The sequence below is a fragment of the Streptomyces lincolnensis genome (assembly GCF_001685355.1).
Classification (GTDB): Bacteria; Actinomycetota; Actinomycetes; order Streptomycetales; family Streptomycetaceae; genus Streptomyces; species Streptomyces lincolnensis.
This window is the reverse complement of the sequence record NZ_CP016438.1, coordinates 2781829-2808321: the sequence shown is the minus strand read 5'-3', so window position 1 is coordinate 2808321 and position 26493 is coordinate 2781829. Positions and strand designations below refer to the sequence as shown.

Sequence of the window (26493 nt, the reverse complement as noted above, 5' to 3'; positions counted from 1 at the left end):
GTTCCCGAGAACCGCTCCATCATGTAACCTGCACGAAATTTTGCACTCACGCAGAGGGCCAACGTCGTCCCTCGGCAATCTGCATATGCCACATGACGACGACGGGAGAGCCGATGCGTACGCCGCGCCAGCCGTCCCAGCACTCCACGAATGGCCAGAACTGGTCGTTCATGGATGCTCGCCCTGCTGCGCAGGGTATGTACGACCCCCGCAACGAGCACGACGCCTGTGGCGTCGGCTTCGTGGCCACCCTCACCGGCGAGGCGAGCCATGCGCTGGTCGAGCAGGCGCTCACAGTTCTGCGCAACCTGGAGCACCGCGGGGCCACCGGCTCCGAGCCCGACTCGGGTGACGGTGCGGGCATCCTGTCCCAGGTTCCGGACACCTTCTTCCGCGAGGTCGCCGGCTTCGAACTGCCCGCGGCCGGTGCGTACGCCGTAGGTATCGCCTTCCTGCCGGAGAACGGCACCGAGGACGGCGTCTCACGCATCGAGACGATCGCCGCCGAAGAGGGCCTGACCGTCCTCGGCTGGCGCGAGGTCCCCGTCGCCCCCGAGCTGCTCGGCGCCACCGCCCGCTCCACGATGCCGGTCTTCCGGCAGATCTTCGTCAGCGACGGTTCCTCGACGGACATCGACCTCGACCGCAACGTGTTCGTCCTGCGCAAGCGCGCCGAGCGCGAGGCCGGCGTCTACTTCCCGTCGCTGTCCGCGCGGACCATCGTCTACAAGGGCATGCTGACCACCGGTCAGCTGGAGCCGTTCTTCCCGGACCTGTCCGACCGCCGCTTCGGCTCGGCGATCGCGCTCGTGCACTCCCGGTTCTCCACGAACACCTTCCCGTCGTGGCCGCTCGCGCACCCGTACCGTTTCGTCGCGCACAACGGTGAGATCAACACCGTCAAGGGCAACCGCAACTGGATGGCCGCGCGTGAGTCGCAGCTCGTCTCGGACCTCTTCGGTTCCGACGCGAAGGCCATCGAGCGGGTCTTCCCGATCTGTACGCCCGACGCCTCCGACTCGGCGTCCTTCGACGAGGTCCTCGAACTCCTGCACCTCGGCGGCCGTTCGCTGCCGCACTCCGTGCTGATGATGATCCCGGAGGCGTGGGAGAACCACGACTCCATGGACCCGGCCCGGCGCGCCTTCTACCAGTTCCACTCCAACCTGATGGAGCCCTGGGACGGCCCGGCCTGTGTCACCTTCACCGACGGCAAGCAGGTCGGCGCGGTCCTCGACCGCAACGGCCTGCGTCCCGGCCGCTACTGGGTCACCGACGACGGTCTCGTCGTCCTCGGCTCCGAGGTCGGCGTCCTCGACATCGACCCCGCCAAGGTCGTGCGCAAGGGCCGCCTCCAGCCCGGCCGGATGTTCCTCGTCGACACCGTCGAGCACCGCATCATCGAGGACGACGAGATCAAGGCCCAGCTCGCCGCCGAAGCGCCCTACGCGGAGTGGCTGGAGGCCGGCGAGATCGAGCTGTCCGACCTGCCCGAGCGCGAGCACATCGTGCACACGCACGCCTCGGTCACCCGTCGCCAGCAGACCTTCGGCTACACCGAGGAGGAGCTGCGCGTCCTCCTCGCGCCGATGGCCAAGGCCGGTGCCGAGCCGATCGGTTCGATGGGCACCGACTCGCCGATCGCCGCGCTGAGCGAGCGCCCGCGCCTGCTCTTCGACTACTTCACCCAGCTGTTCGCGCAGGTCACCAACCCGCCGCTGGACGCGATCCGCGAGGAGCTCGTCACCTCGCTCAGGAGCTCCCTCGGCCCGCAGGGCAACCTGCTGGAGCCGACCGCCGCCTCCTGTCGAAGCGTCGTCCTGCCCTTCCCGGTGATCGACAACGACGAGCTGGCCAAGCTCATCCACATCAACGCCGACGGCGACATGCCCGGCATGAAGGCCGCGACCCTCTCCGGTCTCTACCGGGTCTCCGGCGGCGGTGACGCCCTCGCCGCGCGCATCGAGGAGATCTGCGCCGAGGCCGACGCCGCCATAGAGAACGGCGCCCGGCTGATCGTCCTGTCGGACCGCCACTCGGACGCCGAGCACGCGCCGATCCCGTCGCTGCTGCTCACCGCGGCCGTCCACCACCACCTCATCCGCACCAAGCAGCGCACCCAGGTGGGCCTGCTGGTCGAGGCCGGTGACGTCCGCGAGGTGCACCACGTCGCCCTGCTGATCGGCTTCGGCGCCGCGGCCGTGAACCCGTACCTGGCCATGGAGTCCGTCGAGGACCTGGTCCGCGCGGGCACCTTCCTGCCCGGCATCGAGCCCGAGCAGGCCATCCGCAACCTGATCTACGCCCTCGGCAAGGGCGTTCTGAAGGTCATGTCGAAGATGGGCATCTCGACCGTCGCCTCCTACCGCGGCGCCCAGGTCTTCGAGGCCGTCGGCCTCGACCAGGCCTTCGTCGAGAAGTACTTCAACGGCACCGCCACCAAGATCGGCGGCGTCGGCATCGACGTCGTCGCCAAGGAGGTCGCCGCCCGCCACGCCAAGGCCTACCCGGCCTCCGGCATCGCTCCCGCGCACCGCGCGCTGGAGATAGGCGGCGAGTACCAGTGGCGCCGCGAGGGCGAGCCGCACCTGTTCGACCCGGAGACGGTCTTCCGCCTCCAGCACTCCACGCGCAGCGGCCGGTACGACATCTTCAAGAAGTACACCGAGCGCGTGAACGAGCAGTCCGAGCGCCTGATGACGCTGCGCGGTCTGTTCGGCTTCACGTCCGGCCGGCAGCCGATCTCCATCGACGAGGTCGAGCCGGCCTCCGAGATCGTCAAGCGGTTCTCCACCGGCGCCATGTCGTACGGCTCCATCTCCAAGGAGGCGCACGAGACCCTCGCCATCGCCATGAACCAGTTGGGCGGCAAGTCCAACACCGGTGAGGGCGGCGAGGACGCGGACCGGCTGTACGACCCGGCGCGCCGTTCGTCGATCAAGCAGGTCGCCTCCGGCCGCTTCGGCGTGACGAGCGAGTACCTGGTCAACGCGGACGACATCCAGATCAAGATGGCCCAGGGCGCCAAGCCCGGCGAGGGCGGCCAGCTGCCCGGCCACAAGGTCTACCCGTGGGTCGCCAAGACCCGTCACTCCACCCCGGGTGTCGGTCTGATCTCCCCGCCGCCGCACCACGACATCTACTCCATCGAGGACCTGGCCCAGCTGATCCACGACCTGAAGAACGCGAACCCGCAGGCGCGGATTCACGTGAAGCTGGTCTCCGAGGTCGGCGTCGGCACGGTCGCCGCGGGTGTCTCCAAGGCGCACGCGGACGTCGTCCTGATCTCCGGTCACGACGGTGGCACGGGTGCCTCCCCGCTGACCTCGCTGAAGCACGCGGGCGGTCCCTGGGAGCTCGGCCTCGCCGAGACCCAGCAGACACTGCTGCTCAACGGCCTGCGCGACCGCATCGTCGTGCAGACCGACGGTCAGCTCAAGACCGGCCGCGACGTCGTCATCGCCGCGCTGCTCGGCGCCGAGGAGTTCGGTTTCGCGACCGCGCCGCTCGTCGTCTCCGGCTGCGTCATGATGCGCGTCTGCCACCTGGACACCTGCCCGGTCGGCATCGCCACCCAGAACCCGACCCTCAGGGACCGGTTCACCGGCAAGGCCGAGTACATCGTCAACTTCTTCCGGTTCATCGCCGAAGAGGTCCGCGAGATCCTCGCCGAGCTGGGCTTCCGCTCCATCGAGGAGGCCGTCGGCCACGCCGAGACGCTCGACGTCACGCGGGCCGTCGACCACTGGAAGGCGCAGGGCCTGGACCTGTCCCCGCTCTTCTACGTGCCGGAGCTGCCCGAGGGCACCCCGCTGCACCAGGTGATCGAGCAGGACCACGCCCTGGAGAAGGCGCTCGACAACGAGCTGATCAAGCTCGCCGCCGACGCCCTGGCCGCCGACTCGGCGACCGACGCCCAGCCGGTGCGCGCCCAGGTCGCGATCCGCAACATCAACCGCACGGTCGGCACCATGCTCGGCCACGAGGTGACCAAGAAGTTCGGTGGCGCGGGCCTGCCCGACGACACCATCGACATCACCTTCACCGGCTCCGCGGGCCAGTCCTTCGGCGCCTTCCTGCCGCGCGGTGTCACGCTGCGCCTGGAGGGCGACGCCAACGACTACGTCGGCAAGGGCCTCTCCGGCGGCCGGGTGATCGTCCGTCCCGACCGGGGCGCCGACCACCTCGCCGAGTTCTCCACGATCGCGGGCAACACCATCGCGTACGGCGCGACCGGCGGCGAGCTGTTCCTGCGCGGTCGCACCGGCGAGCGGTTCTGCGTCCGCAACTCCGGCGCGACGGTCGTCTCCGAGGGCGTGGGCGACCACGGCTGCGAGTACATGACCGGTGGTCACGCGGTGGTCCTGGGCGAGACGGGCCGCAACTTCGCGGCCGGCATGTCCGGCGGCATCGCCTACGTCATCGACCTCGACCGCGACAACGTCAACGTCGGCAACGTGAGCGCCGTGGAAGCCCTCGACGACACCGACAAGCAGTGGCTGCACGACGTGGTGCGCCGCCACCAGGAGGAGACCGGTTCCACGGTCGCCGAGAAGCTGCTGGCCGAGTGGGACACCGCCGTGGACCGCTTCAGCAAGATCATCCCCAGCACGTACAAGGCAGTGCTCGCCGCCAAGGACGCCGCCGAGCAGGCGGGACTCTCCGAGTCCGAGATCACCGAGAAGATGATGGAGGCGGCGATCAATGGCTGACCCGAAGGGCTTTTTGAACCACGGGCGTGAGGTCGCCAAGTCCCGCCCGGTCGACGTGCGTCTGAAGGACTGGAACGAGGTCTACGTCCCCGGCTCCCTGCTGCCGATCATCAGCAAGCAGGCCGGCCGCTGCATGGACTGCGGCATCCCGTTCTGCCACAACGGCTGTCCGCTCGGGAACCTCATCCCCGAGTGGAACGACTACGCCTACCGCGAGGACTGGTCGGCCGCGAGCGAGCGTCTGCACGCGACCAACAACTTCCCCGAGTTCACCGGTCGCCTGTGCCCCGCGCCCTGCGAGTCGGCGTGTGTGCTCGGCATCAACCAGCCCGCGGTGACCATCAAGAACGTCGAGGTCTCGATCATCGACAAGGCGTGGGACAGCGGTGACGTCGCGCCGCAGATCCCGGAGCGCCTGTCCGGCAAGACCGTCGCGGTCATCGGCTCCGGCCCCGCCGGACTCGCCGCCGCCCAGCAGCTCACCCGGGCCGGTCACACCGTCGCCGTCTACGAGCGCGCGGACCGCATCGGAGGCCTCCTCCGGTACGGCATCCCCGAGTTCAAGATGGAGAAGCGGCACATCAACCGCCGTATCGAGCAGATGCGCGCGGAGGGCACCCGCTTCCGCACCGGCATCGAGATCGGCCGCGACCTCAAGGCGACCGACCTGAAGAAGCGGTACGACGCGGTCGTCATCGCCGCCGGTGCCACCACCGCCCGTGATCTCCCCGTCCCCGGGCGGGAGTTGAACGGCATCCACCAGGCCATGGAGTACCTGCCCCTGGCCAACAAGGTCCAGGAGGGCGACTACGTGGCGCCCCCCATCACGGCCGAGGGCAAGCACGTCGTGGTCATCGGCGGTGGCGACACCGGCGCCGACTGCGTGGGCACCGCCCACCGCCAGGGCGCGGCCTCCGTCACGCAGCTGGAGATCATGCCCCGCCCGAACGACGAGCGGAACCCCGTCTCCCAGCCGTGGCCGACCTTCCCGATGCTCTACAAGGTCACCTCCGCGCACGAGGAGGGCGGCGAGCGGGTCTACTCCGTCTCCACCACCCACTTCGAGGGCGACGAGGACGGCAACGTCCAGTGGCTGCACCTGACCGAGGTGGAGTTCGTCGAGGGCAAGCTGACCCAGAAGCCGGGCACGGAGCGCAAGATACCCGCCCAGCTGGTCACCCTCGCCATGGGCTTCACCGGCACCGACCGGGACAACGGCCTGGTCGAGCAGTTCGGCCTGGAACTGGACGAGCGCGGCAACGTCGCCCGCGACGCCGACTTCCAGACCAACGTGCCCGGCGTGTACGTCGCCGGTGACGCCGGCCGCGGCCAGTCGCTCATCGTGTGGGCGATCGCGGAGGGCCGCTCGGCCGCCCGCGGTGTCGACCGCTTCCTGACCGGTGGCAGCGAACTGCACGCCCCGATCCGCCCGACGGACCGCTCGCTGATGGTCTGACGGCACCACCAGGGACCCCTGCGGTCCCTCGACACACGTCCCGTACAACGGCGTACGGAACACCGACGGCGCCTGCCCCTTGTCCCCGACCGGACGAAAGGGCGGGCGCCGCCGCCTTTCCGTGGGAGCCTGGGGCATGCCCGCCATCAGCCTCACCAAGGTCCAGGAGCGCGCGCCCGCGCTGGTCAGCCTCTACAAGACCGCCGGAGCGTCGCTGGAGAGGCACGGCCTTGAGGGCCTGCGGGCCGCGGTCTACCTGGTCGTCGACTACTCCGGCTCCATGCGGTCGTACTACCGCAACGGCACCGTGCAGGCGCTCGCGGACCGGGTGCTGGGACTCTCCGCCCACCTGGACGACGACGGAACCGTGCCGGTGGTGTTCTTCTCCACCGACATCGACGCCGTGGACGACATCGACCTCGCCGGGCACGAGGGCCGGATCGAGCGGATCGTGGCCGGTCTCGGCCCCATGGGCGCGACCAACTACCACGTGGCGATGGACGCCGTCCTCGACCACTACCTCGACAGCGGCACCCGCGAGCCCGCCCTCGTCGTCTTCCAGACCGACGGCGCGCCGAGCAGCAGGCGGGCCGCCGAGCAGTACGTGTGCCGGGCGGCCGGACTGCCGCTGTTCTGGCAGTTCGTCGGCTTCGGCAAGGCCCGCAGCCCGCACTTCGAGTTCCTGCGCAAGCTCGACGAACTGGCCGTGCCGCAGCGGCGGGTCATCGACAACGCCGGATTCTTCCCCGCCGGCGCGAACCCGCGGCGAATGTCCGACGCGGAGCTCTACGACCGGCTGCTCGGCGAGTTCCCGAGGTGGCTGACGGCCGCGCGGGAGCGGGGGATCGTACGGCCCCACTGAACGTGCACGCACCGTTGGCTTGACCGGTCCGCCGTGCCACCCTGTGGTTGATCCGACGGGGAGGCGACGACGTATGGACGGCGCACGATCGGTGAACCACGAGACGGGAACGCGGCGGGCCGCGCCGCCCGGCAAGGGCGAGAAGGTGGCCGACTGGGCCGACGGACGGCTAGGGCTCTACGCGTTGGCCAAGGCCAACATGCGCAAGGTCTTTCCGGACCACTGGTCGTTCATGCTGGGCGAGGTCTGCCTCTACAGCTTCCTCGTCCTGATCCTCACCGGTGTCTTCCTCACCCTGTTCTTCGACCCGAGCACCAGCGAGGTCGTCTACAACGGCTCCTACGAGCCGCTCAACGGCGTCCTGATGACCCGGGCCTACGAGTCCACGCTCGACATCAGCTTCGACGTGCGCGGCGGGCTGCTGATCCGGCAGATCCACCACTGGGCCGCGCTGGTCTTCGTCACCGGCATGCTGGTGCACATGATGCGGGTGTTCTTCACCGGCGCTTTCCGCAAGCCGCGCGAGCTCAACTGGGTGTTCGGCTGGACCCTGTTGATGCTGGGCATCATCACCGGCCTCACCGGCTACTCGCTCCCCGACGACCTGCTGTCCGGCACCGGGCTGCGCTTCGCGCACGGCGCGATCCTGTCCGTGCCGATCGTGGGCACCTATCTGGCGTTCTTCCTCTTCGGCGGGGAGTTCCCCGGGGACGACTTCATCGCGCGGCTGTACCCGGTGCACATCCTGCTGCTGCCGGGGATCATGCTGGGCCTGGTGGTCGCCCATCTGATCCTGGTCTTCTACCACAAGCACACGCAGTTCCCGGGCCCCGGCCGTGACAACAAGTCCGTGGTCGGCATGCCCCTCCTGCCGGTCTACATGGCGAAGGCGGGCGGCTTCTTCTTCCTCGTCTTCGGCGTGCTGACCCTCATGGGCGCTGTCGCCAGCATCAACCCCGTCTGGGCCTTCGGGCCCTACCGCCCCGACCTGGTCACCACCGGCGCCCAGCCCGACTGGTATCTCGGCTTCTCCGAGGGGCTGATCCGGGTGATGCCGGGATGGGAGCTCAACTTCTGGGGCCACACCCTGGAGTTGGGCGTCTTCATCCCCTTCTCGCTCTTCCCGCTGATCCTGATGGCCCTCGGCGCGTATCCGTTCGTCGAGGCGTGGATCACCGGCGACAAGCGCGAGCACCACATCCTGGACCGGCCCCGCAACGTGCCCGTGCGCACCGGACTGGGCGTGGCCTGGCTGAGCCTGTACGCGGTGCTGCTGATCGGCGGCGGCAACGACATCGTGGCCACGCATCTGCATCTGTCCATCAACGCGATCACCTGGTTCGTGCGGATCTCCGTGTTCGTGGCGCCCGTCCTCGCGTTCGTCGTGACGAAACGGATCTGTCTCGGGCTCCAGCGCCGGGACCGGGACAAGGTGCTGCACGGCAGGGAGACCGGCACCATCAAACGGCTTCCGCACGGGGAGTACGTCGAGGTCCACGAACCCCTCTCGCAGCAGGAACTGCACGTCCTGACCCAGCACGAGCAGAACCCGCCGTACGAGGTCGGGCCGCTCGTCGACGCGGGCGGTGTACGGCGGCAGGTCAAGGCGTCGCAGCGGGTGCGGGCGCGGCTGGCGCGGGCGATGTTCGGGCCCGAGACGCGGATCGCGAAGCCGACGGTGGAGGAGTACCGGCAGGTCACCAGCGGCGATCACCACTGAGGACGGCGGAGCGGCAGGCGTCCGGGGTGCCCCACGCCGTGCGCAGCGCGCGGGCCTTGGTCAGCCACAGCGACAGGTCGTACTCCGCCGTGTAGCCGATCGCGCCGTGCAGTTGGAGCGCGGTGCGGGCCGCCGTGTACGCCGCGGTGCACGCCGTGAGCTTGGCGGCGGCCACGTCCGACTCCGTCATCGTGAGCGCGGCACCGAGGACCAGGGGGCGGGCGAACTCCAACGCGATCTTGACGTCGGCCAGTTGGTGTTTGACGGCCTGGAACGAGCCTATGGGGGCGCCGAACTGGGTGCGCTGTCTGACATGGGCGACCGTCTTGTCGAGGAGGGTCAGGCCGACGCCGAGCGCCTGGGCGGCTGTGGTGAGGCGGGCCAGGAGGAGGGCCGTGGTGAGGGGCGGGGCGGTGGCGAGGAGTTCGCCGCGGGGGGAGTGGTGCGTGGGGAAGAGGCGGCGGGCGGGGTCGAGGGAGGAGTGGGGAGGGGTGTCGGGTGGGGGAGCGAGGTGCAGCTGCGTGGCTTCGGCCGTCCCAGGGGGCGCTGCCCCCTGGCCTCCCGTCGGCCCTGAAGGGGCCTCGTCCTCAAACGCCGGACGGGCTGATAGCGCCGGGCGGGCTACCAGGCGTACGTCTGCCATGTCGGCGTCCAAGGTGTACGCGCCCGTGGACAGGGTCGCCGCCGACTCGCCCGAGGCCAGTGCCGGCAGCAGGCGCTTCGCCGGGCCCTGGTCGTCCAGTGCGGCGAGCAGGGTGGCCGCGGCGACCGTCTCCACCAGGGGGCCCGGTACCGCGTGGCGGCCCAGCTCGACGAAGGCGAGGGTGAGTTCGACGGGGCGGAGGCCCAGGCCGTCGTAGGGCTCGGGGACGGCCAGGGCGAAGAGGCCCGCGCCGGCGAGGCGGGACCACAGGGCGCGTCCGCTGGTGTGGTCGCCGCGGCTCCAGCCCCGGACGACCGCCGGTGTGTCCGCGGCCGTCAGCATGGCGTCCAGGGAGTCGGTGAACGCGCGCTGTTCGGGGTCGGGGAGGAAACGCATCAGCGGCGGCCCTTCGGCAGGCCGAGCAGGCGCTCGGCGACGATGTCGCGTTGGATCTCGTTGGTTCCGGCGTAGATGGGGCCGGCCAGGGCGAAGACATAGCGCTCGGCCCAGTCCGTGTCCGCCGACTCGCCCTCCTCGCCCAGGAGATCGAGGGCGGTCTCGGCGAGGGCGATGTCGTACTCGGACCAGAAGACCTTGTTCAGGCTGGACTCCGGGCCGAGGGCCTCGCCGTCCAGGACGCGGGAGGCGGCGGCGTGGGTGAAGAGCTGGTAGGCGCGGGCGCCGATCAGGGCGTCGGCCACACGGTCGCGCGTGGACGCCGGGCACCCCTGGGTCCGCCAGAGGTCGAGCAGGCGGTCGGCGGCGGCCAGGTAGCGGCCGGGGGAGCGGAGCTTCAGTCCGCGTTCGTTGCCGGCCGTCGACATGGCGATCCGCCAGCCCTGGCCGGGCTCTCCGATGACGTCCTCGTCCGGGACGAACACCTCGTCGAGGAAGAGCTCGGCGAAGGCGGGTCGGCCGTCGAGGCGGGCGATCGGGCGGACCGTGACGCCGGGGGCCCGCAGGTCGAACATCAGGTAGGTCAGGCCCTGGTGGGGCTTGGGGGTGTCCGGGTCGGTGCGGAAGAGGCCGAAGGCGCGGTCGGCGAAGGCGGCCCGGGAGGACCAGGTCTTCTGGCCGGTCAGGAGCCAGCCGCCGTCGGTGCGCAGCGCTTTCGACCGCAGGGACGCCAGGTCCGAGCCCGCCTCCGGTTCCGACCAGGCCTGCGCCCAGACCGTACGACCGCATGCCATGGGAGGCAGCACGCGCGCGCGTTGCTCCTCGGTGCCGTGCTCGAAGAGCGTCGGCGCGAGCAGACTGACGCCGTTCTGGCCGACGCGGCCCGGGGCGCCCGCCGCGTGGTACTCCTCCTCGAAGAGCAGCCAGCGGATCAGGCCGGAGTCGCGTCCGCCGTACGCGGCCGGCCAGTCGACCACCGACCAGCGGTCCGCGGCGAGTTCGGCCTCCCAGGCGCGATGCGCGGCGAAGCCCTCCGCGGTCTCCAGGGAGGGCAGCGCGACGGCGGGCACGTGCGCGCGCAGCCACGAGCGGGCCTCGGCGCGGAAGGCCTCCTCGTCCCGGGTGAAGGCCAGATCCATGGGCATCCATCCTTCCCTAACAAGTGTTTGGTAGGTTAGCGTGACGGTATGACAGGCGTCGAGAGTCCGGCCTACGTGCCCGGACACGGGCTGCTGGCGGGGCGCACCGCCGTCGTCACGGCGGCCGCGGGCGCCGGGATCGGCGGGGCGACCGCACGCCGCTTCCTGGAGGAGGGCGCGCGCGTGCTGATCAGCGACGCGCACGCCCGCAGGCTGAAGGAGCACGCGGAGCGGCTCGCCGGGGAGTTCGGGTCGGAGCGGGTGGCCGCGGTGCCCTGCGACGTCACCGACGAGAACCAGGTGCGGGCCCTCTTCGACACCGCCCTGCGGGAGCACGGCCGGCTCGACGTGGTGGTCAACAACGCGGGCCTCGGCGGGACCTCGTCCCTCGTCGACATGAGCGACGACCAGTGGACGCACGTGCTCGACGTGACACTGAACGGCACCTTCCGGTGCACCCGGGCCGCCCTGCGCCGGATGCGCGAGGCAGGCGCGGGGGTGATCGTCAACAACGCCTCCGTGGTGGGCTGGCGGGCCCAGCCGGGCCAGGCCCACTACGCCGCCGCGAAGGCGGGGGTGATGGCGCTGACGCGGTGCGCGGCGCTGGAGGCGGCCGAGTACGGGGTGCGGGTGAACGCCGTCTCGCCGAGCCTGGCCATGCATCCCCACCTGGTGAAGGTGACGACCCCGGAACTGCTGGAGGAACTCACCGCGCGCGAGGCCTTCGGGCGGTACGCCGAGCCCTGGGAGGTGGCCAACGTGATCGTGTTCCTGGCCTCGGACTACTCCTCGTACATGACGGGCGAGGTCGTCTCCGTCAGCGACCGGCACCCCTAGGACAATGGACAGCGTGCCGACCAAGAAAAAGCCCCAGGTGAGCGTCGCCGCTCCGGACCGCCGCCGTGAACTCCTCGGCACCGCAGCCGAGGTCTTCGCCGAGCAGGGCTACAACGCCACCACCGTACGCAAGATCGCCGACCACGCGGGCATGCTCGCGGGCAGCCTCTACTACCACTTCGACTCCAAGGAATCGATGCTGGAGGAGATCCTGCGGACCTTCCTCGACGAGCTCTGGGACGGCTACGACACCGTCCTCGACGCCGGGACGGGGCCGCGCGAGACGCTCGAAGCCCTGGTCACCGAGTCGTTCCGGGAGATCGACCGGCACCGCGCCGCCGTCGCGATCTACCAGAAGGAGAGCAAGCAGCTGGTGGCGCAGGAGCGGTTCGCGTTCCTCGCCGACTCGCAGCGCAGGTTCGAGAAGGCCTGGCTGTCCACGCTGGAGAGCGGGGTCGCGGCCGGGGTGTTCCGGGCCGACCTCGACGTCCGGCTCACCTACCGGTTCGTCCGCGACACGGTGTGGGTCGCCGCGTCCTGGTACCGGCCCGGCGGACAGCACAGCCCGGAGGAGATCGCCCGGCAGTACCTGTCGATGGTGCTGGACGGGATCGCCGTACGCACATAACCCACTGGGGAGTTGCCATGGCCGAGGCCTACATCGTCGGAGCGGTCCGGACGCCCGTCGGGCGGCGCGGGGGAGGACTGAGCGGGGTCCACCCGGCCGATCTGGGCGCGCATGTGCTGCGCGCGCTGGTCGAGCGGGCCGGCGTCGATCCCGGCGCCGTCGAGGACGTCGTCTTCGGGTGCCTGGACGCGGTGGGGCCGCAGGCCGGGGACATCGCGCGGACCGCATGGCTCGCGGCCGGGCTGCCCGAGGAGGTGCCGGGCGTCACCGTGGACCGGCAGTGCGGCTCCTCGCAGCAGGCCGTGCACTTCGCGGCACAGGGCGTGCTGTCCGGGACGCAGGACCTGGTCGTCGCCGGCGGTGTGCAGAACATGTCGCAGATCCCCATCGCCTTCGCCACCCGGCAGGCCGCCGAGCCCCTCGGCTTCACCCAGGGCCCCTTCGCGGGCAGCGAGGGCTGGCGGGCGCGCTACGGCGACAGGGCGGTGAACCAGTTCGTCGGCGCCGAGATGATCGCCGGCAAGTGGGGGATCAGCCGGGAGGACCAGGAGGAGTTCGCGCTGCGGTCCCACCGGCGGGCGCTGAGCGCCATCGACGAGGGGCGCTTCGAGCGCGAGATCGTGGCCCACGGCCAGGTCGGCGTCGACGAGGGGCCGCGCCGGGACACCTCCCTGGAGAAGATGGCCGCGCTGAAACCGGTCATCGACGGCGGCACCGTCACCGCGGCCTGCTCCTCGCAGGTCTCCGACGGCGCGGCCGCCATGCTGCTCGCCTCCGAGCACGCGGTCCGCGAGCACGGGCTGACGCCCCGCGCGCGCGTGCACCACCTCTCCGTACGCGGCGAGGACCCCATCCGTATGCTCACCGCGCCCATCCCGGCCACCGCCCACGCCCTGAAGAAGACCGGCCTCGCCATCGACGACATCGACCTCGTCGAGATCAACGAGGCCTTCGCACCGGTCGTCCTGGCCTGGCTCAAGGAGACCGGCGCCGACCCGGACAAGGTCAACGTCAACGGCGGCGCGATCGCCCTCGGCCATCCCCTGGGAGCGACGGGAGTGAAGCTGATGACGACCCTGCTGCACGAACTGGAGCGCACGGGCGGCCGGTTCGGACTCCAGACCATGTGCGAGGGGGGCGGGCAGGCCAACGTGACGATCATCGAGCGGCTGTGAGGGCGGTGGGCGGGCGGGCGTGACGGTCATCGAGCGGCTGTGACGACGGTGGGCAGGCGGGCGTGACGGTCATCCGGCGGCTGGGACGGCGGCGGGCCCCGATCGGCGGACGGTGTCCGGCGCAGGCTCCCGAAGCCCGTGAGGCCCCTGGGCCGAGCGGTGCGAGGGGGCCGTCGGGGATGGTGCCGATGTGCGAGGGGGGCGGGCAGGCCAACGTGACGATCATCGAGCGGCTGTGAGGGCGGTGGGCAGGTGGGTGTGACGGTCATCGAGCGGCTGGGACGGCGGCGGGGCCCCGATCGGCGGACGGAGTCCGGTGCAGGCTCCCGAGGCGGGCGTGACCGTCATCCCGCGGTCGGGAGGCCCTCAAGGGTTTCCTCCGCCTGTTTCATGATCCGGTCCACCAGTTCCGCGCAGGAGGGGAGGTCGTCGATCAGTCCGGCGACCTGGCCGGAGGCCATCACGCCGAGGTCCGTGCGGCCGTCCACCATCGCCGATCTGAGGAGCATGGGGGTGTTGGCGGCGAGGAGGACCTGGCTCCAGGTGAGGTTCCTGCCGTGCCGCAGGGCGAGGCCGTCCCGGGCCAGCGCGCGCCAGGTCAGCCCGGACAGCTTGCGGAAGCCCGCCGCCCGGCGCAGCGCCCGCGCCAGGGCCCGCATGCGGCCGGCGTGTTCCAGGGACGCCACCAGATCCGTCCGCAGCATGCGGTGGGGCAGCCCGTCGATGGCCCGGGTCACCGTCACGTCCGTGACGCGCGCCGCCAGATACCTCGCCTTCACCGCGTCCGGCACCGTCGAGTCGGAGGTGAGCAGGAACCGCGTGCCCATGGCGACCCCCGCCGCCCCGTAGGCCAGCGCGGCGACCAGACCCCGCCCGTCGAAGAAGCCCCCCGCCGCCACGACCGGGATGTCCACCGCGTCCACCACCTGCGGCAGCAGCACGGTCGTCGCCACCTCGCCGGTGTGTCCGCCGCCCTCGCCGCCCTGCACGATCACCGCGTCCGCGCCCCAGCCCGCGACCTTCTCGGCATGCCGCCGGGCCCCCACGGACGGGATGACGACGATCCCCGCCTCCTTGAGCTCCGCGATCAGCCCGGGGGAGGGCGCGAGGGCGAACGAGGCGACCCGGACCCCCTCCTCGATCATGATCCGCACCCGGTCGCCGGCGTCCGTCGCGTCCGCGCGGAGATTGACCCCGAAGGGCGCGTCCGTGCGGGAGGCCACCTCCCGGATCGCCTCGCGCAGCCGGCCGGGGGTCATCGTCGCGGAGGCCAGGATGCCGAGCGCGCCCGCGTTCGCCGCCGCCGAGACCAGACGCGGGCCCGCCACCCATCCCATCCCGGTCTGCACGATCGGATGGCGGACGCCGGCCAGCCGGGTGAACGCGGTGTCCATCAGGCGCCGACCTCCCGGGTGCGGGCGCCGGCCGGGTCGAGCACCTCGCGGATCAACTCCAGTTCGTGTGCGGTCGGTTCGCGGGTGTACGGCACCTCGTCGGGGACCGCCAGATCGAAGCCGGTGGCCTCCCGCACCTGCTCCACGGTGACACCCGGATGCACCGACGCCAGCCGCATCGAGTGGTCGGGGGTGTCGAAGTCGAGGACACCGAGGTCGGAGACGACCCTCGGGATGCGGTGGAAACGCGCCCCGGCGGCATGGTCGTAGCCGACTCCGCACACCAGGTCGACCTTCTCCACGAACACCCGGCGGGAGTGGGTCGGGACCCAGTAACTGGTCGGGTGGTTCAGGGTGTTGACCGGCGCGCCCCGCACCCCGAGCAGTTGCCGTCGCGGCCTCGCCCAGTCGCCGATGCAGGAGATGTTCTGGTTGCCGTAACGGTCGATCTGGCTCGCGCCCATCATCACGTGCCGCCGCCCGCCCATGGCCAGGGCGAGGTGCTGCCGGTAGGGCAGCCAGCCCTCCGGGGTGCCGTCCGGGCGGATCAACAGGGCCTCGCCGTCGGTCAGCAGCAGGTCGGGGGAGAAGGTGAGACGGGCGAGCCGGGCACCGATCGAGGGGATCTGGCCCATCGGGCTCGCCAGGATCTCGCCCGCGTCCCGCCAGGCCTCGGCGCAGGCGATGACGCAGTACTCACTCCGGGTCGCGGTCATACGCTCCTCCTCCGAGGTACCAGGCGGCGAACTCCGGCCAGGGCGTGGTCGCGTACTCCCGCTGCGCGGCCTCGTCGCGGCCGTAGTCGGGGGCGCAGGAGGTGAAGTGCGCGCCGTCCGGGGCCTCGACCACGCCGGTGACCGTGTGCCGTTTGACCAGCAGCGACTGAGGCGGGGCCGCCTTCGTCAACTCCGCGGTGTCCACGATCCGTTCGCAGGAGACGTACGCGGACTCGGCCGCCTCGCAGAACAGGTCGTCGAAGTACGGGTCGGGGCCCAGATACTGCCCGTTGCCCAGCCGGTCGGCGCGGTTGACGTGGACCAGGGCCGCGTCCAGACGCAGGGCGGGCATGGCCACGAACGTCTCCCCGTCGTCGTACGGCGACGTCACCGTCCGCAGACCGGGGTTGATCCGCATGACGTCCGAACCGGTCCCGGCCCGTACCGGCAGGAAGGGCAGCCGGTGCGCGGCCGCGCGCAGACCCCACAGGAACATCGCCTCGTCGATCTCCATGAGCTCGAAGGCACCGCGCTCACGGGCCGCCCGGTAGTGGGGTTCGAGCGGGATCGAGTCGAGGGTGACGAAGGCGGCGACCAGCTTGCGGATCCGTCCGGCGGCGGCGAGCATGCCGACGTCCGGGCCACCGTAGGAGACGATCGTCAGGTCGGTGACGTCCGAGCGCAGCAGCGCGCGCACCAGCGCCATCGGCTTGCGGCGCGAGCCCCAGCCGCCGATGCCGAGGGTCATGCCGTCGTGGAGCCGGGAGACGACCTCGTCGGCCGTCATGGTCTTGTCGCTCACTCGGCCTCCCTGCCGAACCTGTCACGGACCCGGTCGGCGACGCCGCTGACGCTCGCCTCGTAGGTGAAGCCCTGTTCGTAGCGGTAGCTGCGGCGGACGTCGACCGGGTCGATGCCGTTGATGGCGGCCTTGGCCAGGCGCAGCAGCTCGCCGTCCTTGGCGGCGATCTCGCGGGCCGCCGCCAGGGCCGTGGCGGTGAGTTCGTCCCTCGGTACGACCCTCCACAACGAACCGTGCCGGTGCAGTTCGGCGGCGGTGACCGTGCGGGAGGTGAAGTACAGGGCGCGCATGAGGTGGTGGGGGACCAGCCGGGCCAGGTGCGTGGCCGCGCCGAGGGCCCCGCGGTCCAGTTCGGGCAGGCCGAAGGTGGCGTCCTCGCTCGCCACGATCACATCCGCGTTGCCCACCAGGCCGACGCCCCCGCCCAGGCAGAACCCCTGCACGGCCGCCACCACGGGCACCTCGCAGTCGTACACCGCTGAAAAGGCCTCGAAACAACCGCGGTTGGCACCGACGAGGGCGGTCGCGCCGCGTGCCTGGATCTCCTTGATGTCCACGCCCGCGTTGAAACCGCGCCCCTCGGCCGCCAGGACCACGCATCTGACCTCCGGATCACGGCCCGCCGTGCGCACGGCGTCGGCCAGGGCGAACCAGCCGTCCACCGGCAGGGCGTTCACGGGCGGGAAGTCGACCCCGACGAAGACGATCCCCTTTTCCGGGGACGAGGTGGAGACACCCATGGCCGCATCAGCTACCTTTCCACCAAACGTTTGTTAGGTGGAGGGTAGCGGGGAATGGAGCTGAACGGGAGGGTCGTGGTCGTCACCGGCGGCACCCGCGGTGTCGGCGCCGGGATCGCGCGCCGCTTCACAGAGGCGGGCGCCGAGGTCGTGGTCTGCGCCCGCCGACCACCCCAAGTCCCGCTGCCGAAAACCGAGTTCGCTCCCCTGGACGTGCGGGACGCCGACGCCGTACGGCACTTCTTCGCCGGACTGCCGCGCCTGGACGTCCTCGTCAACAACGCGGGCGGTGCCCCCTACCGGCGACTGACCGACGCGGACGCGGAGCGGCACGCCCGGGTCGTCGAGCTCAACCTCCTCGCCCCGCTGACCGTCTCGCTCGCCGCGTACGAGCATCTGAGACGGACGCGCGGCTCGATCGTCATGATCGGCAGCGTGAGTGGCGGCAGGCCCTCACCCGGAACGGCCGCCTACGGGGCGGCGAAGGCGGGCCTGGAGAGCCTCGCCCGGTCGATGGCCGTGGAGTGGGCGCCTGACGTCCGCGTCAACACCCTCGTCGTCGGCATGGTCCGCACCGAGCTCTCGGCCGTGCACTACGGCGACGACGACGGCGTGGCGGCCGTCGCCCGCACGGTCCCGCTCGGACGCCTGGCCGAGCCCTCGGACATCGGCGACGCGGCCGTCTTCCTCGCCTCCGACGCCGCCGCCTACATCAGCGGGGCCTCGCTGCTCGTGCACGGCGGCGGGGAGCGGCCCGCCTTTCTGGACGCGGCAACCACCGACAGGGACGGGTGACATGAGCGGAATCTGCTACGGCCGGGTCGTCGCCGTCACCGGCGCGGGCCGAGGTCTCGGCCGCGCCCACGCACTGGCGTTCGCCGCCGAGGGCGCGCGGGTCGTCGTCAACGACCTCGGCGTGGGCCTCGACGGCACCCCCAGCCCCGACAGCCCGGCGGCCCGCGTCGTCGCCGAGATCCGCGCGGCCGGCGGCGAAGCGGTCGCCCACGGCGGCGACATCGCGACCGGCGCCGGAGCCGCGTCCCTGGTGGCGACCGCTCTCGACACCTACGGCCGCCTCGACACCCTCGTCAACAACGCCGGCTTCCTGCGCGACCGCATGCTCGTCAACCTCGACGAGGACGACTGGGACGCCGTCCTCCGCGTCCACCTGAAAGGCCACTTCCTCCCCCTCAAACACGCCGCCGCCCACTGGCGAGCCGAAACCAAGGCCGGCCGCACACCCGAGGCCCGCGTCATCAACACCAGCAGCGGCGCCGGTCTGCTGGGCTCGGTCGGCCAGGGCAACTACAGCGCCGCCAAGGCCGGGATCGTGGGCCTGACCCTGGTCGCCGCGGCCGAACTCGCCCGCTACGGCGTCCAGGTCAACGCCATCGCCCCCGCCGCCCGCACCCGCATGACGGCCCAGACCTTCGCCACCACCATGACCGCCCCGCCCACCGGCTTCGACACGATGGCCCCGGAGAACGTCTCCCCCCTGGTCGTCTGGCTGGGCTCGACGGCGAGCACGGGAGTCACGGGCCGCGTCTTCGAGACGGAGGGCGGCCGTATCACGGTGATGGAGGGCTGGAGCCCGGGCCCGACGGCCGACAAGGGGGCGCGCTGGACCCCGGAGGAGGCGGGAGGAGCGGTACTGAAGCTACTTGAGGAGGCGCAGCCCCAGGGCCCGGTATATGGAGCGGCAAGCTGACTGACTCAAGGGGCGCGGGGAACTGCGCGACCAGCCACAACGGGCCGGTAGCCGCCCGACAACACAAGGCACCCCCTTCGCAGCGCGCTTACGTATCGCACTCCAGAACCGTCCGACACAACCCACACCGCGCCCGAACCCGCCCCCGCACCGGCACCCGAATCCGCTGATGACACGTAGGACAGGGAAACGACACCCGCAACACCCCACCCCCGTCCGGCGCGAACGCGTACGGCACTCCGGGCCGCGGCTCCGGGACGAGCTGCCGCCGGTCCCGGGCGTACCGGCGCCGCCCCGCCCACCCCGCCGCCGTCAGGGGTGGCTGCTGCTCGTCCTGCCGGGCCCGTTCCATGCCCTTGACGTACGCCGTGTAGGCCTGCGGGCTGGTGAACCACACGGAGGGGTCCTCACCGAACACCAGCGCCCGCTTGGCCAGCACGTACCCGAACTCCTCCGGCGTGAGATACCCCAGCTTCTGCGAGGACGCCGAGTCCTCCCGGTACGCGTCCAGCAGCAGCCATCCCGCCCCCAGGTACGTCGTCGCCGTGTCCGTGAGGATCTCGTTGTCCCGCACGCCCGGGAAGGACAGGTCCAGGCGGTGAAGATAGACGTGCATGACCTCGTGGGCGAGGGCCGCCCCGATGTCACGGCGATGGGTGCGGAACCGGTCGTTCAGCTCGACGAAGTACTCGGGTCCCGCGGTGAGTTCGACGTGTGCCGCATGGGTCATCTCACGGAAGCTGACGACGAACCGGGCGTCCGGCAGCCGGTAGTGCCGCACCAGTTCACGGGCCACGCGCTGCGTGCCCAGATACAGGTCGTCGCTGTCGGAGAACGCCACGTCGGCGGGGACCACGCTGGTCCCGAACGTCTGGATGGTGTCGTAGGACAGCCGCCTGTACAGCGCGGTGATCGCGGCCCGCACCGTGTCCAGGTGTGGGTAGCCGTGCTCGACCGGTCCGTCGTTCGCCACGCCCGCACCCCCAAGAGGCCGTGAACCCGATTCCACTCTACGGGCAGGCGGGGGGATTCTCGCGGGTCCCGATCCCCGGTACGGGGCCGAGCACGGGCGGGGCGGCCCCCGCCTGCTCGAACTCCAGTACCCATATCTCGTTGGTGCCCTCCCGCACCACCGGCCCCGGCACGTACAGCGACCGCTGCGGGCCCGCGCTCCAGTAACGGCCCAGGCCGAAGCCGTTGATCCACACGAAGCCCCGCGTCCAGCCGGACAGTTCCAGACAGGCGTCGCCCGCCCCCGCGACCGTGACGGTGCCCCGGTACAGGCCCGGCGAGCCGTCCCCCGGCGGCTCCCGGAACGGGACGGCGCTCACGGCGCCCACGCCGTCCAGCGCGTCCAGCCGCAGCCCCCGCGCGCGTACCCCGTGCAGATACTGGCGCTCGTGCAGCAGCCCCCCGGTGATCCCCTTGGCCTCGCCGGTCCGCGGCCCGTAGCCGACCCTCCCCAGGGACTCCACCCACAGCTCCACGCGCGCGTGCCCGGCGACGGGCTCCTTCAGCCGGTCGTCGTGCTCGGTGAGCACGCCCGCCGGTTCGCCGTCGACGTACACCACGGCCCGGTCCCGCAGCCCGCGCGCCGTCAGCGGATACGGCCGGCGGGGTCCGGGCACGGTCACCTCGTAGCGCACCACGCCCCGGTCGACGTCCAGCTCCTCGAAGGTCGGCGGCACCGCGGACACCGTCTCCGGACCCCCGAGCGCCTCCAGGACGTCCTCCAGGTGCGCCCAGCCGGTCAGACGTGCCTCGGTCGTGACGCCCAGCGCGGTGGGCGGGGCGGGCGGCTCGGGCAGCGGTGCCCCGGCGTACTCGGCGAGGACCTCGCGCATACGCCAGAACTTCTCCGTGGGGCGCCCGTACTCGTCGACCGGGGCGTCGTAGTCGTAGGACGTCACATCCGGCAGGAACGGCCCGTCCTGGACCTCACCACCCCGGTTGGCGCCCGCCCAGCCCGCGAAGCTGGTGCCCCCGTGCGCCATGTACAGATTCACCGACGCCCCGCACTCCAGGATCTCCCGCAGACCCCCCACCGCGTCCGCCGGATCCCGTACGACATGCTCCTCGCCCCAGTGGTCGAACCAGCCGCACCAGAACTCCATGCACATCAGCGGCCCGGCGGGCCGGTGCCGGCGCAGCGCCCCGAACGCCTCGCGCGCGTGGGAGCCGAAGTTCACCGTGGCGAGCACCCCGGGCAGCGAGCCGCCGGTGAGCATGTGGTCCTCCGGGCCGTCCGACGTGCACAGCGGCACCGTGACGCCCCCGGCGCGCAGCAGGTCGGCCAGACGCTCCAGGTAGCGCGCGTCCGAACCGTAGCTGCCGTACTCGTTCTCCACCTGGACCATCAGCACCGGGCCGCCGCGGTCGATCTGCCGGGACACGATCTCGGGCAGCAGCCGCGCGAACCAGCGCCCCACCTGCTCCAGATAGCGCGCCTCGCTCGTGCGCGGGTGCCCGGCCAGCCAGTGCGGCAGCCCGCCGTTGTCCCACTCGGCGCAGATGTACGGCCCCGGCCGCACGATCGCCCACAGCCCCGCCGCCCGCGCCGCGTCCAGGAACCGGCCCAGGGCCGCCACGTCCCGGAACCCACCCGGCCGCGGCTCGTGCAGGTTCCACGGCACGTACGTCTCCACGCAGTTCAGGCCCAGCGCCCGCAGCATCGCCAGCCGGTGACCCCACTGCTCCTCGTGCACCCGGAAGTAGTGCAGCGCCCCGGACAGCAGCCGCACCGGCCGGCCGTCCAGCAGGAAGTCCGTGTCCCCCACCGTGAACTCGCTCATGCGCTCCACCCTCACCCTCTGGCGGTGATCACGTCCATGGACAAAGATCGGCGCCACTTGGACACGGCAGCATGGAGGGGACCGCGGATGTACCACACCTGGATGCGGTTCTTCACGCCCGGCCCGGCCCACCACCGGCTCGGCCTCGTCTGCCTCGGCGTCGGCCTCCAGTACGGCGCGCTGCCCACCGTCGGACCCCGGATCCTCGACCACCACGTCGCCGTCGTGATCAGCACCGGCGGCGGCTGGTACGCCACCCCCGACGGCCGCCGCACGACCGTCACCGCACCCGCGCTGCTCTGGCTCACCCCGGGCGTACCGCACCACTACGCGCCCGACACCGCCACCGGCTGGGACGAGGGCTTCGTCGACTTCGCCGGGCCCGCCACCGCCTCCTACACCGAACTCGGCTACATCGAACCCGACCGCCCGGTGGTGCCGCTGTCGGACGCCACCGGCCCCCGCGGGGTCATCGCCCGCATGGCGCGCGCCGCCCGCCGCGACAACCCGCTGCTGGAGGTCGAGACCGGCGCCGCCGTCCACGAACTCCTCGTCGCCCTGCGCCGCGCCCGCGCCGACCTCGCCCCCGACGGCGACCTGGTCCTCAAGGCCCTCGCCCGCGACGCCTGCCTGCCCCTGTCCGTCGCCGACCACGCCGCCCGGCACGGCATGAGCGCCGCCGAACTGCGCACCGCCGTGCGCCGCGGCGCCGGATGCAGCCCCAAGGACTACCTGCTCGGCATCCGCCTCGGCCGCGCCAAGGAACTCCTCGCCGCCACCGACCTGCCCGTCGCCGCCGTCGCCCGCCGCGTCGGATACGACGACCCCGCCTACTTCTCCCGCCTGTTCACCCGCCGCGTCGGCACCGCCCCCGTCCGCTTCCGCGCCACCCAGGGCCGCGCCGTCCCCGGCGGCTGGAGCAACCAGGTCCCCGACCCCGACGATCCGCCCAGGATCCCCGCCCGGCAGACCGCCCCGGACCCGCACCCGGACCCTCACCCGGAAACCGCTGACCGCACGGCACGTAGGGTTTCGCCATGACCACCAGCAACACCCCGACCGGCGACATCGACCCCGCCGTCCGCGAGGAGCTCGCCCGGCTGCGCGACAGCATCGACAACATCGACGCGGCCGTCGTCCACATGCTCGCCGAACGCTTCAAAGCCACCCAGCAGGTCGGCCACCTCAAAGCCAGGCACCAACTGCCGCCCGCCGACCCGGCCCGCGAGGCCCGCCAGATCGAGCGCCTGCGCACCCTGGCCGAGAACGCCAAACTCGACCCGGCCTTCGCCGAGAAGTTCCTCAACTTCATCATCGGCGAAGTGATCAGACACCACGAGCGCATCGCCGAGGACACCCTCAACGGACCGACACCCCAGGCGAGCTGAAATCAGGGCCGGCCCGGCCGATTCCCGTCCTCCCGGGGTCGTGACACGAGGCCCCGGGAGAGGCATGCTGCGCTGTGCACTCCTTGTCAGCCGGGGGGCACGTACCGTCAGCGCTTCGGACATAAGCTGGTTGTCCCACGCGGGAGGGACGTCGGGCCATGCCGTCGGATGCCAAGATCCTCATCGTCGACGACCACGAGGACACGCTGTACGCGCTGGAGAGCGCCCTGGCGCCGCTGGGCTACCTCCTGGCCCGCGCCACCAGCGGCGACGAGGCCCTCAAACAGGTGCTCCGCGGCCGGGTCGGACTCCTCCTCCTCGACGTGCGCATGCCCGGCGTCAGCGGCCTCGACGTCGTGCGCTACCTGCGCCGCCTGGAACAGACCCAGCACATCCCCGTCGTCCTCCTCACCGGCTTCGGCCCGGACCACGAACTCACCTCCACCGCCTTCGCACTGGGCGTCGCCGACCTCGTCATGAAACCCATCGACCCCTGGGCCCTGCGCACCAAGGTCCGCTACCTGTTCGACGCCCACCAACGCCACCTCGCCCTCGAACACGAAGTGCGGGAGTTACGCGCCCTGGTCAAGGACCACGCCGAAGCAGGAGAACACCCCGCCCGCCCCGCCCTGCCCCACCCGGACTCCCGCGTTCCGACCCAACGCGCCCAAGGGGCGCACGACGGGGAGCTCGAACAGGACCGGACATAGGCCGCGTACCGATCCGCCTCTGTGCCTGGCCTGCGCCATCAGGCAGCATGTCCTGCATGTCCGTACTGACGCGCGACGAAGCGCAGACCCGAGCCCGGCTCCTCGACGTCCACCACTACACGATCGACCTCGATCTGACCGCCGGGGACGCCACCTTCGACTCCCGCACCGTCATCAGGTTCACCGTACGCGCGGACCAGGACGCCACGGACACCTTCGTCGAGGTCAGGCCCGCCGAACTGCGCTCCGTCACCCTCGACGGACAGCCCCTCGACCCGGAGACCCTGGACGAGAACCGGCTCCCCCTGAAGAACCTCACCCCCGGCGAACACGAACTGCGCGTCGACGCCGCCATGCGCTACTCCCGCACCGGCGAAGGCATGCACCGCTTCACCGACCCCACCGACGGCGAGACCTACGTCTACACCCAGCTGTTCATGGACGACGTCCAGCGCGTCTTCGCCGCCTTCGACCAGCCCGACCTCAAGGCCGTCTTCGACCTCACCGTCACCGCCCCCGAGAACTGGACCGTCCTCGCCAACTCCCTCACCGAACACCTCGGCGAGGGCCGCTGGCAGGCCGCCCCCACCCCCCTCATCTCCACCTACCTCGTCGCCGTCGCCGCCGGCCCCTGGCACTCGGTGCGCACCGAACACCGCGGCCTGCCCTTCGGCATCCACTGCCGCCGCTCCCTCGCACCCCACCTCGACCCGGACGCCGACGAACTGTTCGAGATCACCAAGCAGTGCTACGACCGCTACCACGAGAAGTTCGAGGAGCCCTACCCCTTCGACTCCTACGACCAGGCGTTCGTCCCCGAGTTCAACGCCGGCGCCATGGAGAACCCCGGACTGGTCACCTTCCGCGACGAGTTCGTCTACCGCTCCGCCGTCACCGACACCGAACGCCAGACCCGCGCCATGGTCATCGCCCACGAGATGGCCCACATGTGGTTCGGCGACCTCGTCACCCTCAAGTGGTGGGACGACATCTGGCTGAACGAGTCCTTCGCCGAGTACATGGGCTACCAGACCCTCACCGAAGCCACCCGCTTCACCGGCACCTGGACCGACTTCGGCGTCATCCGCAAGGCCTGGGGCTACGACGCCGACCAGCGCCCCTCCACCCACCCCGTCGCCCCCGACAAGGTCGACGACACCGCCGCCGCCCTGCTCAACTTCGACGGCATCTCCTACGCCAAGGGCGCCTCCGCCCTGCGCCAGCTGGTGACCTGGCTCGGCGAGAAGGACTTCCTCGCCGGCATCAACACCCACTTCGCCCGGCACCGGTTCGCCAACGCCACCCTCGCCGACTTCATCGACTCCCTCGCCGCCAACACCGACCGCGACGTCAACGCCTGGGCCGACGCCTGGCTGCGCACCACCGGCGTCGACACCCTCCGGCCGACCGTGACCCGCGGCGACGAAGGCACCTACACCCTGACCGTCGACCACACCGGCAGCCGCCCCCACCGCATCGCCGTCGGCCTCTACGACGAGGACGTCGCCGACGAGAGCCGCCACCTCGTCCTGCGCCGACGCCTCGACCTCGACATCCCGCAGACCGAACCCCTGCCCCTCGGCAAGCACCCCGCGTTCCTGCTGCTGAACGACAGCGACCTCACCTACGCCAAGATCCGCTTCGACACCGACTCCTTCAACACCGTCCGCGCCAACCTCTGCGGCCTGCCCGACCCCCTCACCCGCGCGGTCGTCTGGAACGCCCTGCGCGACGCCGTACGCGACGGCGACCTCCCGCCCGCCGCCTACCTGGACACCGCCCGCACCCACCTCCCTCACGAAACCGACCTCGCCCTCGTCCAGGGTGTCCTCGCCTTCGCCGCCACCCAGGTCGCCGACCGCTACCTCGCCCCCGAGGACCGGCCCGCCGCCCTGGCCACCCTCACCTCCCTGTGCCGCGACCTCATCCGCCGCACCGAAGACGGCGACCACCCCGGCCTGCGCCTGATCGCCGTACGCCACTTCATCGACGTCGCCGCCCAGCCGGACACGATCAGCGCCTGGTTCTCCGAGGGCACCGTCCCCGGCGGCCCCGAACTCGACCCCGAGCTGCGCTGGCGCATCCTCGGCCGCCTCGCCGTCCTCGGCGCGATCGACGAGGCCGTCATCGAGGCCGAACTCATCCAGGACCCCAGCGCCACCGGCCAGGAGGGCGCCGCCCGCTGCCGGGCCGCCCTGCCCGACCCCCAGGCCAAAGCGGCGGCCTGGGAGGCCATGTTCAGCGGCGACGACCTGTCCAACTACCTGTTCACCGCCACCGCCCAGGGCTTCTGGCAGCCCGAACAGACCGACCTGGTACGGCGGTACGTCCCCCGCTACTACCAGGACGCCGTCGCCGTGGCCGCCCGCCGCGGCCCCGCCATCGCCGACGCCGCCGGCCGCTGGGCCTTCCCCGCCCACGCCGTGGACGCCGACACCCTCGACCTCGGCGAGGCCTGTCTGCGCGATGCGGACCCGATCCCGGCACTGCGGCGCAAGCTCGCCGACCAACTGGACGACCTCACCAGGGCGTTGCGGGTGCGCGGGGAGCAGCCGCAGTGATCCGCGGCCCCGGCCGGTGACCCGGGTCCCGGCCGGGGCCCACACGTTTTCCCCGCACGGCAGTACCCCCTTTCGGGTTCTCATCGTTGAGGTTTTCGGGCGCGCCCCCACCAC

21 protein-coding genes are annotated in these 26493 nt (G+C 71.5%); 13 read left to right on the top strand and 8 right to left on the bottom strand.

Features of this window, described 5'->3' with window-relative positions:
* Nucleotides 1–113: 113 nt before the first annotated feature.
* The 4 genes from gltB (at nt 114) to qcrB (ending at nt 8750) form a co-directional block, all read left to right on the top strand.
* Nucleotides 114–4712: a glutamate synthase large subunit gene (gene gltB, locus SLINC_RS12425; protein WP_079164501.1), complete on the top strand. Its 4599-nt coding sequence runs from the start codon at nt 114–116 to the stop codon at nt 4710–4712.
* Nucleotides 4705–6168: a glutamate synthase subunit beta gene (locus SLINC_RS12420; protein ID WP_067430841.1), complete on the top strand. Its 1464-nt coding sequence runs from the start codon at nt 4705–4707 to the stop codon at nt 6166–6168. The genes gltB and SLINC_RS12420 overlap by 8 nt, the downstream gene beginning before the upstream one ends.
* A 136-nt stretch (nt 6169–6304) precedes the next feature.
* Entirely contained in the window at nt 6305–7030 is a 726-nt protein-coding gene (locus SLINC_RS12415) for a vWA domain-containing protein (RefSeq protein ID WP_067430836.1), read from the top strand.
* Between the two features lie 73 nt (nt 7031–7103).
* Complete coding sequence (qcrB, locus tag SLINC_RS12410) at nt 7104–8750, top strand: cytochrome bc1 complex cytochrome b subunit (protein WP_067430833.1); 1647 nt, start codon at nt 7104–7106, stop codon at nt 8748–8750.
* Here qcrB and SLINC_RS12405 read toward each other — a convergent pair.
* Both SLINC_RS12405 and SLINC_RS12400 read right to left on the bottom strand, forming a co-directional pair.
* Nucleotides 8728–9789: an acyl-CoA dehydrogenase family protein gene (locus SLINC_RS12405; RefSeq protein ID WP_067430830.1), complete on the bottom strand. Its 1062-nt coding sequence runs from the start codon at nt 9787–9789 to the stop codon at nt 8728–8730. The two genes, qcrB and SLINC_RS12405, sit on opposite strands and share 23 nt — an antisense overlap.
* A complete protein-coding gene (locus SLINC_RS12400; protein WP_067430828.1) occupies nt 9789–10928 on the bottom strand; it encodes an acyl-CoA dehydrogenase family protein in 1140 nt (379 codons plus the stop codon). Before SLINC_RS12400 ends, SLINC_RS12405 begins: the two co-directional genes overlap by 1 nt.
* Before the next feature lie 48 nt (nt 10929–10976).
* Between SLINC_RS12400 and SLINC_RS12395 the strand changes: the two genes are divergently transcribed.
* From SLINC_RS12395 to SLINC_RS12385, 3 genes are read left to right on the top strand one after another with little or no spacing between them, the layout of a single operon-like run.
* Nucleotides 10977–11765, top strand: coding sequence for an SDR family oxidoreductase (locus SLINC_RS12395; protein ID WP_067430825.1), 789 nt, complete (start codon nt 10977–10979; stop codon nt 11763–11765).
* 13 nt (nt 11766–11778) lie between these two features.
* Nucleotides 11779–12393, top strand: a complete 615-nt coding sequence (locus tag SLINC_RS12390) for a TetR/AcrR family transcriptional regulator (protein ID WP_067445258.1) — start codon at nt 11779–11781, stop codon at nt 12391–12393.
* 17 nt (nt 12394–12410) lie between these two features.
* On the top strand, nt 12411–13568 hold the full coding sequence (locus tag SLINC_RS12385) for an acetyl-CoA C-acetyltransferase (RefSeq protein ID WP_067430823.1): 1158 nt from the start codon (nt 12411–12413) through the stop codon (nt 13566–13568).
* A gap of 344 nt (nt 13569–13912) precedes the next feature.
* On the opposite strand, the gene SLINC_RS12380 is transcribed toward SLINC_RS12385, so the two are convergent.
* From SLINC_RS12380 to SLINC_RS12365, 4 genes are read right to left on the bottom strand one after another with little or no spacing between them, the layout of a single operon-like run.
* Entirely contained in the window at nt 13913–14962 is a 1050-nt protein-coding gene (locus SLINC_RS12380; RefSeq protein WP_067430820.1) for an NAD(P)H-dependent flavin oxidoreductase, read from the bottom strand.
* The gene (locus SLINC_RS12375) at nt 14962–15678 is read right to left on the bottom strand and encodes a CoA-transferase subunit beta (RefSeq protein ID WP_067430817.1); all 717 of its coding nucleotides are present in this window, start codon (nt 15676–15678) and stop codon (nt 14962–14964) included. The genes SLINC_RS12380 and SLINC_RS12375 overlap by 1 nt, the downstream gene beginning before the upstream one ends.
* Complete coding sequence (locus SLINC_RS12370) at nt 15659–16480, bottom strand: CoA transferase subunit A (protein WP_067430814.1); 822 nt, start codon at nt 16478–16480, stop codon at nt 15659–15661. Before SLINC_RS12370 ends, SLINC_RS12375 begins: the two co-directional genes overlap by 20 nt.
* Nucleotides 16477–17220: an enoyl-CoA hydratase family protein gene (locus tag SLINC_RS12365; RefSeq protein ID WP_067430811.1), complete on the bottom strand. Its 744-nt coding sequence runs from the start codon at nt 17218–17220 to the stop codon at nt 16477–16479. The genes SLINC_RS12370 and SLINC_RS12365 overlap by 4 nt, the downstream gene beginning before the upstream one ends.
* Nucleotides 17221–17274: 54 nt before the next feature.
* Between SLINC_RS12365 and SLINC_RS12360 the strand changes: the two genes are divergently transcribed.
* Entirely contained in the window at nt 17275–18015 is a 741-nt protein-coding gene (locus tag SLINC_RS12360) for an SDR family oxidoreductase (RefSeq protein ID WP_067430808.1), read from the top strand.
* A 1-nt stretch (nt 18016) separates the two neighbouring features.
* Nucleotides 18017–18928: an SDR family oxidoreductase gene (locus SLINC_RS12355; protein ID WP_067430804.1), complete on the top strand. Its 912-nt coding sequence runs from the start codon at nt 18017–18019 to the stop codon at nt 18926–18928.
* A gap of 88 nt (nt 18929–19016) precedes the next feature.
* Here SLINC_RS12355 and SLINC_RS12350 read toward each other — a convergent pair whose 3' ends face one another.
* Both SLINC_RS12350 and SLINC_RS12345 read right to left on the bottom strand, forming a co-directional pair.
* Nucleotides 19017–19901, bottom strand: a complete 885-nt coding sequence (locus SLINC_RS12350; protein ID WP_067430801.1) for a hypothetical protein — start codon at nt 19899–19901, stop codon at nt 19017–19019.
* Between the two features lie 37 nt (nt 19902–19938).
* Nucleotides 19939–21720: a glycoside hydrolase family 35 protein gene (locus tag SLINC_RS12345; RefSeq protein WP_067430798.1), complete on the bottom strand. Its 1782-nt coding sequence runs from the start codon at nt 21718–21720 to the stop codon at nt 19939–19941.
* Between the two features lie 87 nt (nt 21721–21807).
* Here SLINC_RS12345 and SLINC_RS12340 point away from each other — a divergent pair, with 87 nt between their 5' ends.
* The 4 genes from SLINC_RS12340 to pepN all read left to right on the top strand — a co-directional run bounded on the left by SLINC_RS12340 (nt 21808) and on the right by pepN (nt 26379).
* A complete protein-coding gene (locus tag SLINC_RS12340) occupies nt 21808–22761 on the top strand; it encodes a helix-turn-helix domain-containing protein (RefSeq protein ID WP_067430795.1) in 954 nt (317 codons plus the stop codon).
* Nucleotides 22758–23108 (top strand): chorismate mutase, encoded by a 351-nt coding sequence (locus SLINC_RS12335; RefSeq protein WP_067430792.1) that lies wholly within the window; start codon nt 22758–22760, stop codon nt 23106–23108. The genes SLINC_RS12340 and SLINC_RS12335 overlap by 4 nt, the downstream gene beginning before the upstream one ends.
* A 158-nt stretch (nt 23109–23266) precedes the next feature.
* Entirely contained in the window at nt 23267–23818 is a 552-nt protein-coding gene (locus tag SLINC_RS12330) for a response regulator (protein WP_067430789.1), read from the top strand.
* Nucleotides 23819–23874: 56 nt separating this feature from the next.
* Nucleotides 23875–26379: an aminopeptidase N gene (gene pepN, locus SLINC_RS12325; protein ID WP_067430787.1), complete on the top strand. Its 2505-nt coding sequence runs from the start codon at nt 23875–23877 to the stop codon at nt 26377–26379.
* Nucleotides 26380–26493: the final 114 nt, after the last annotated feature.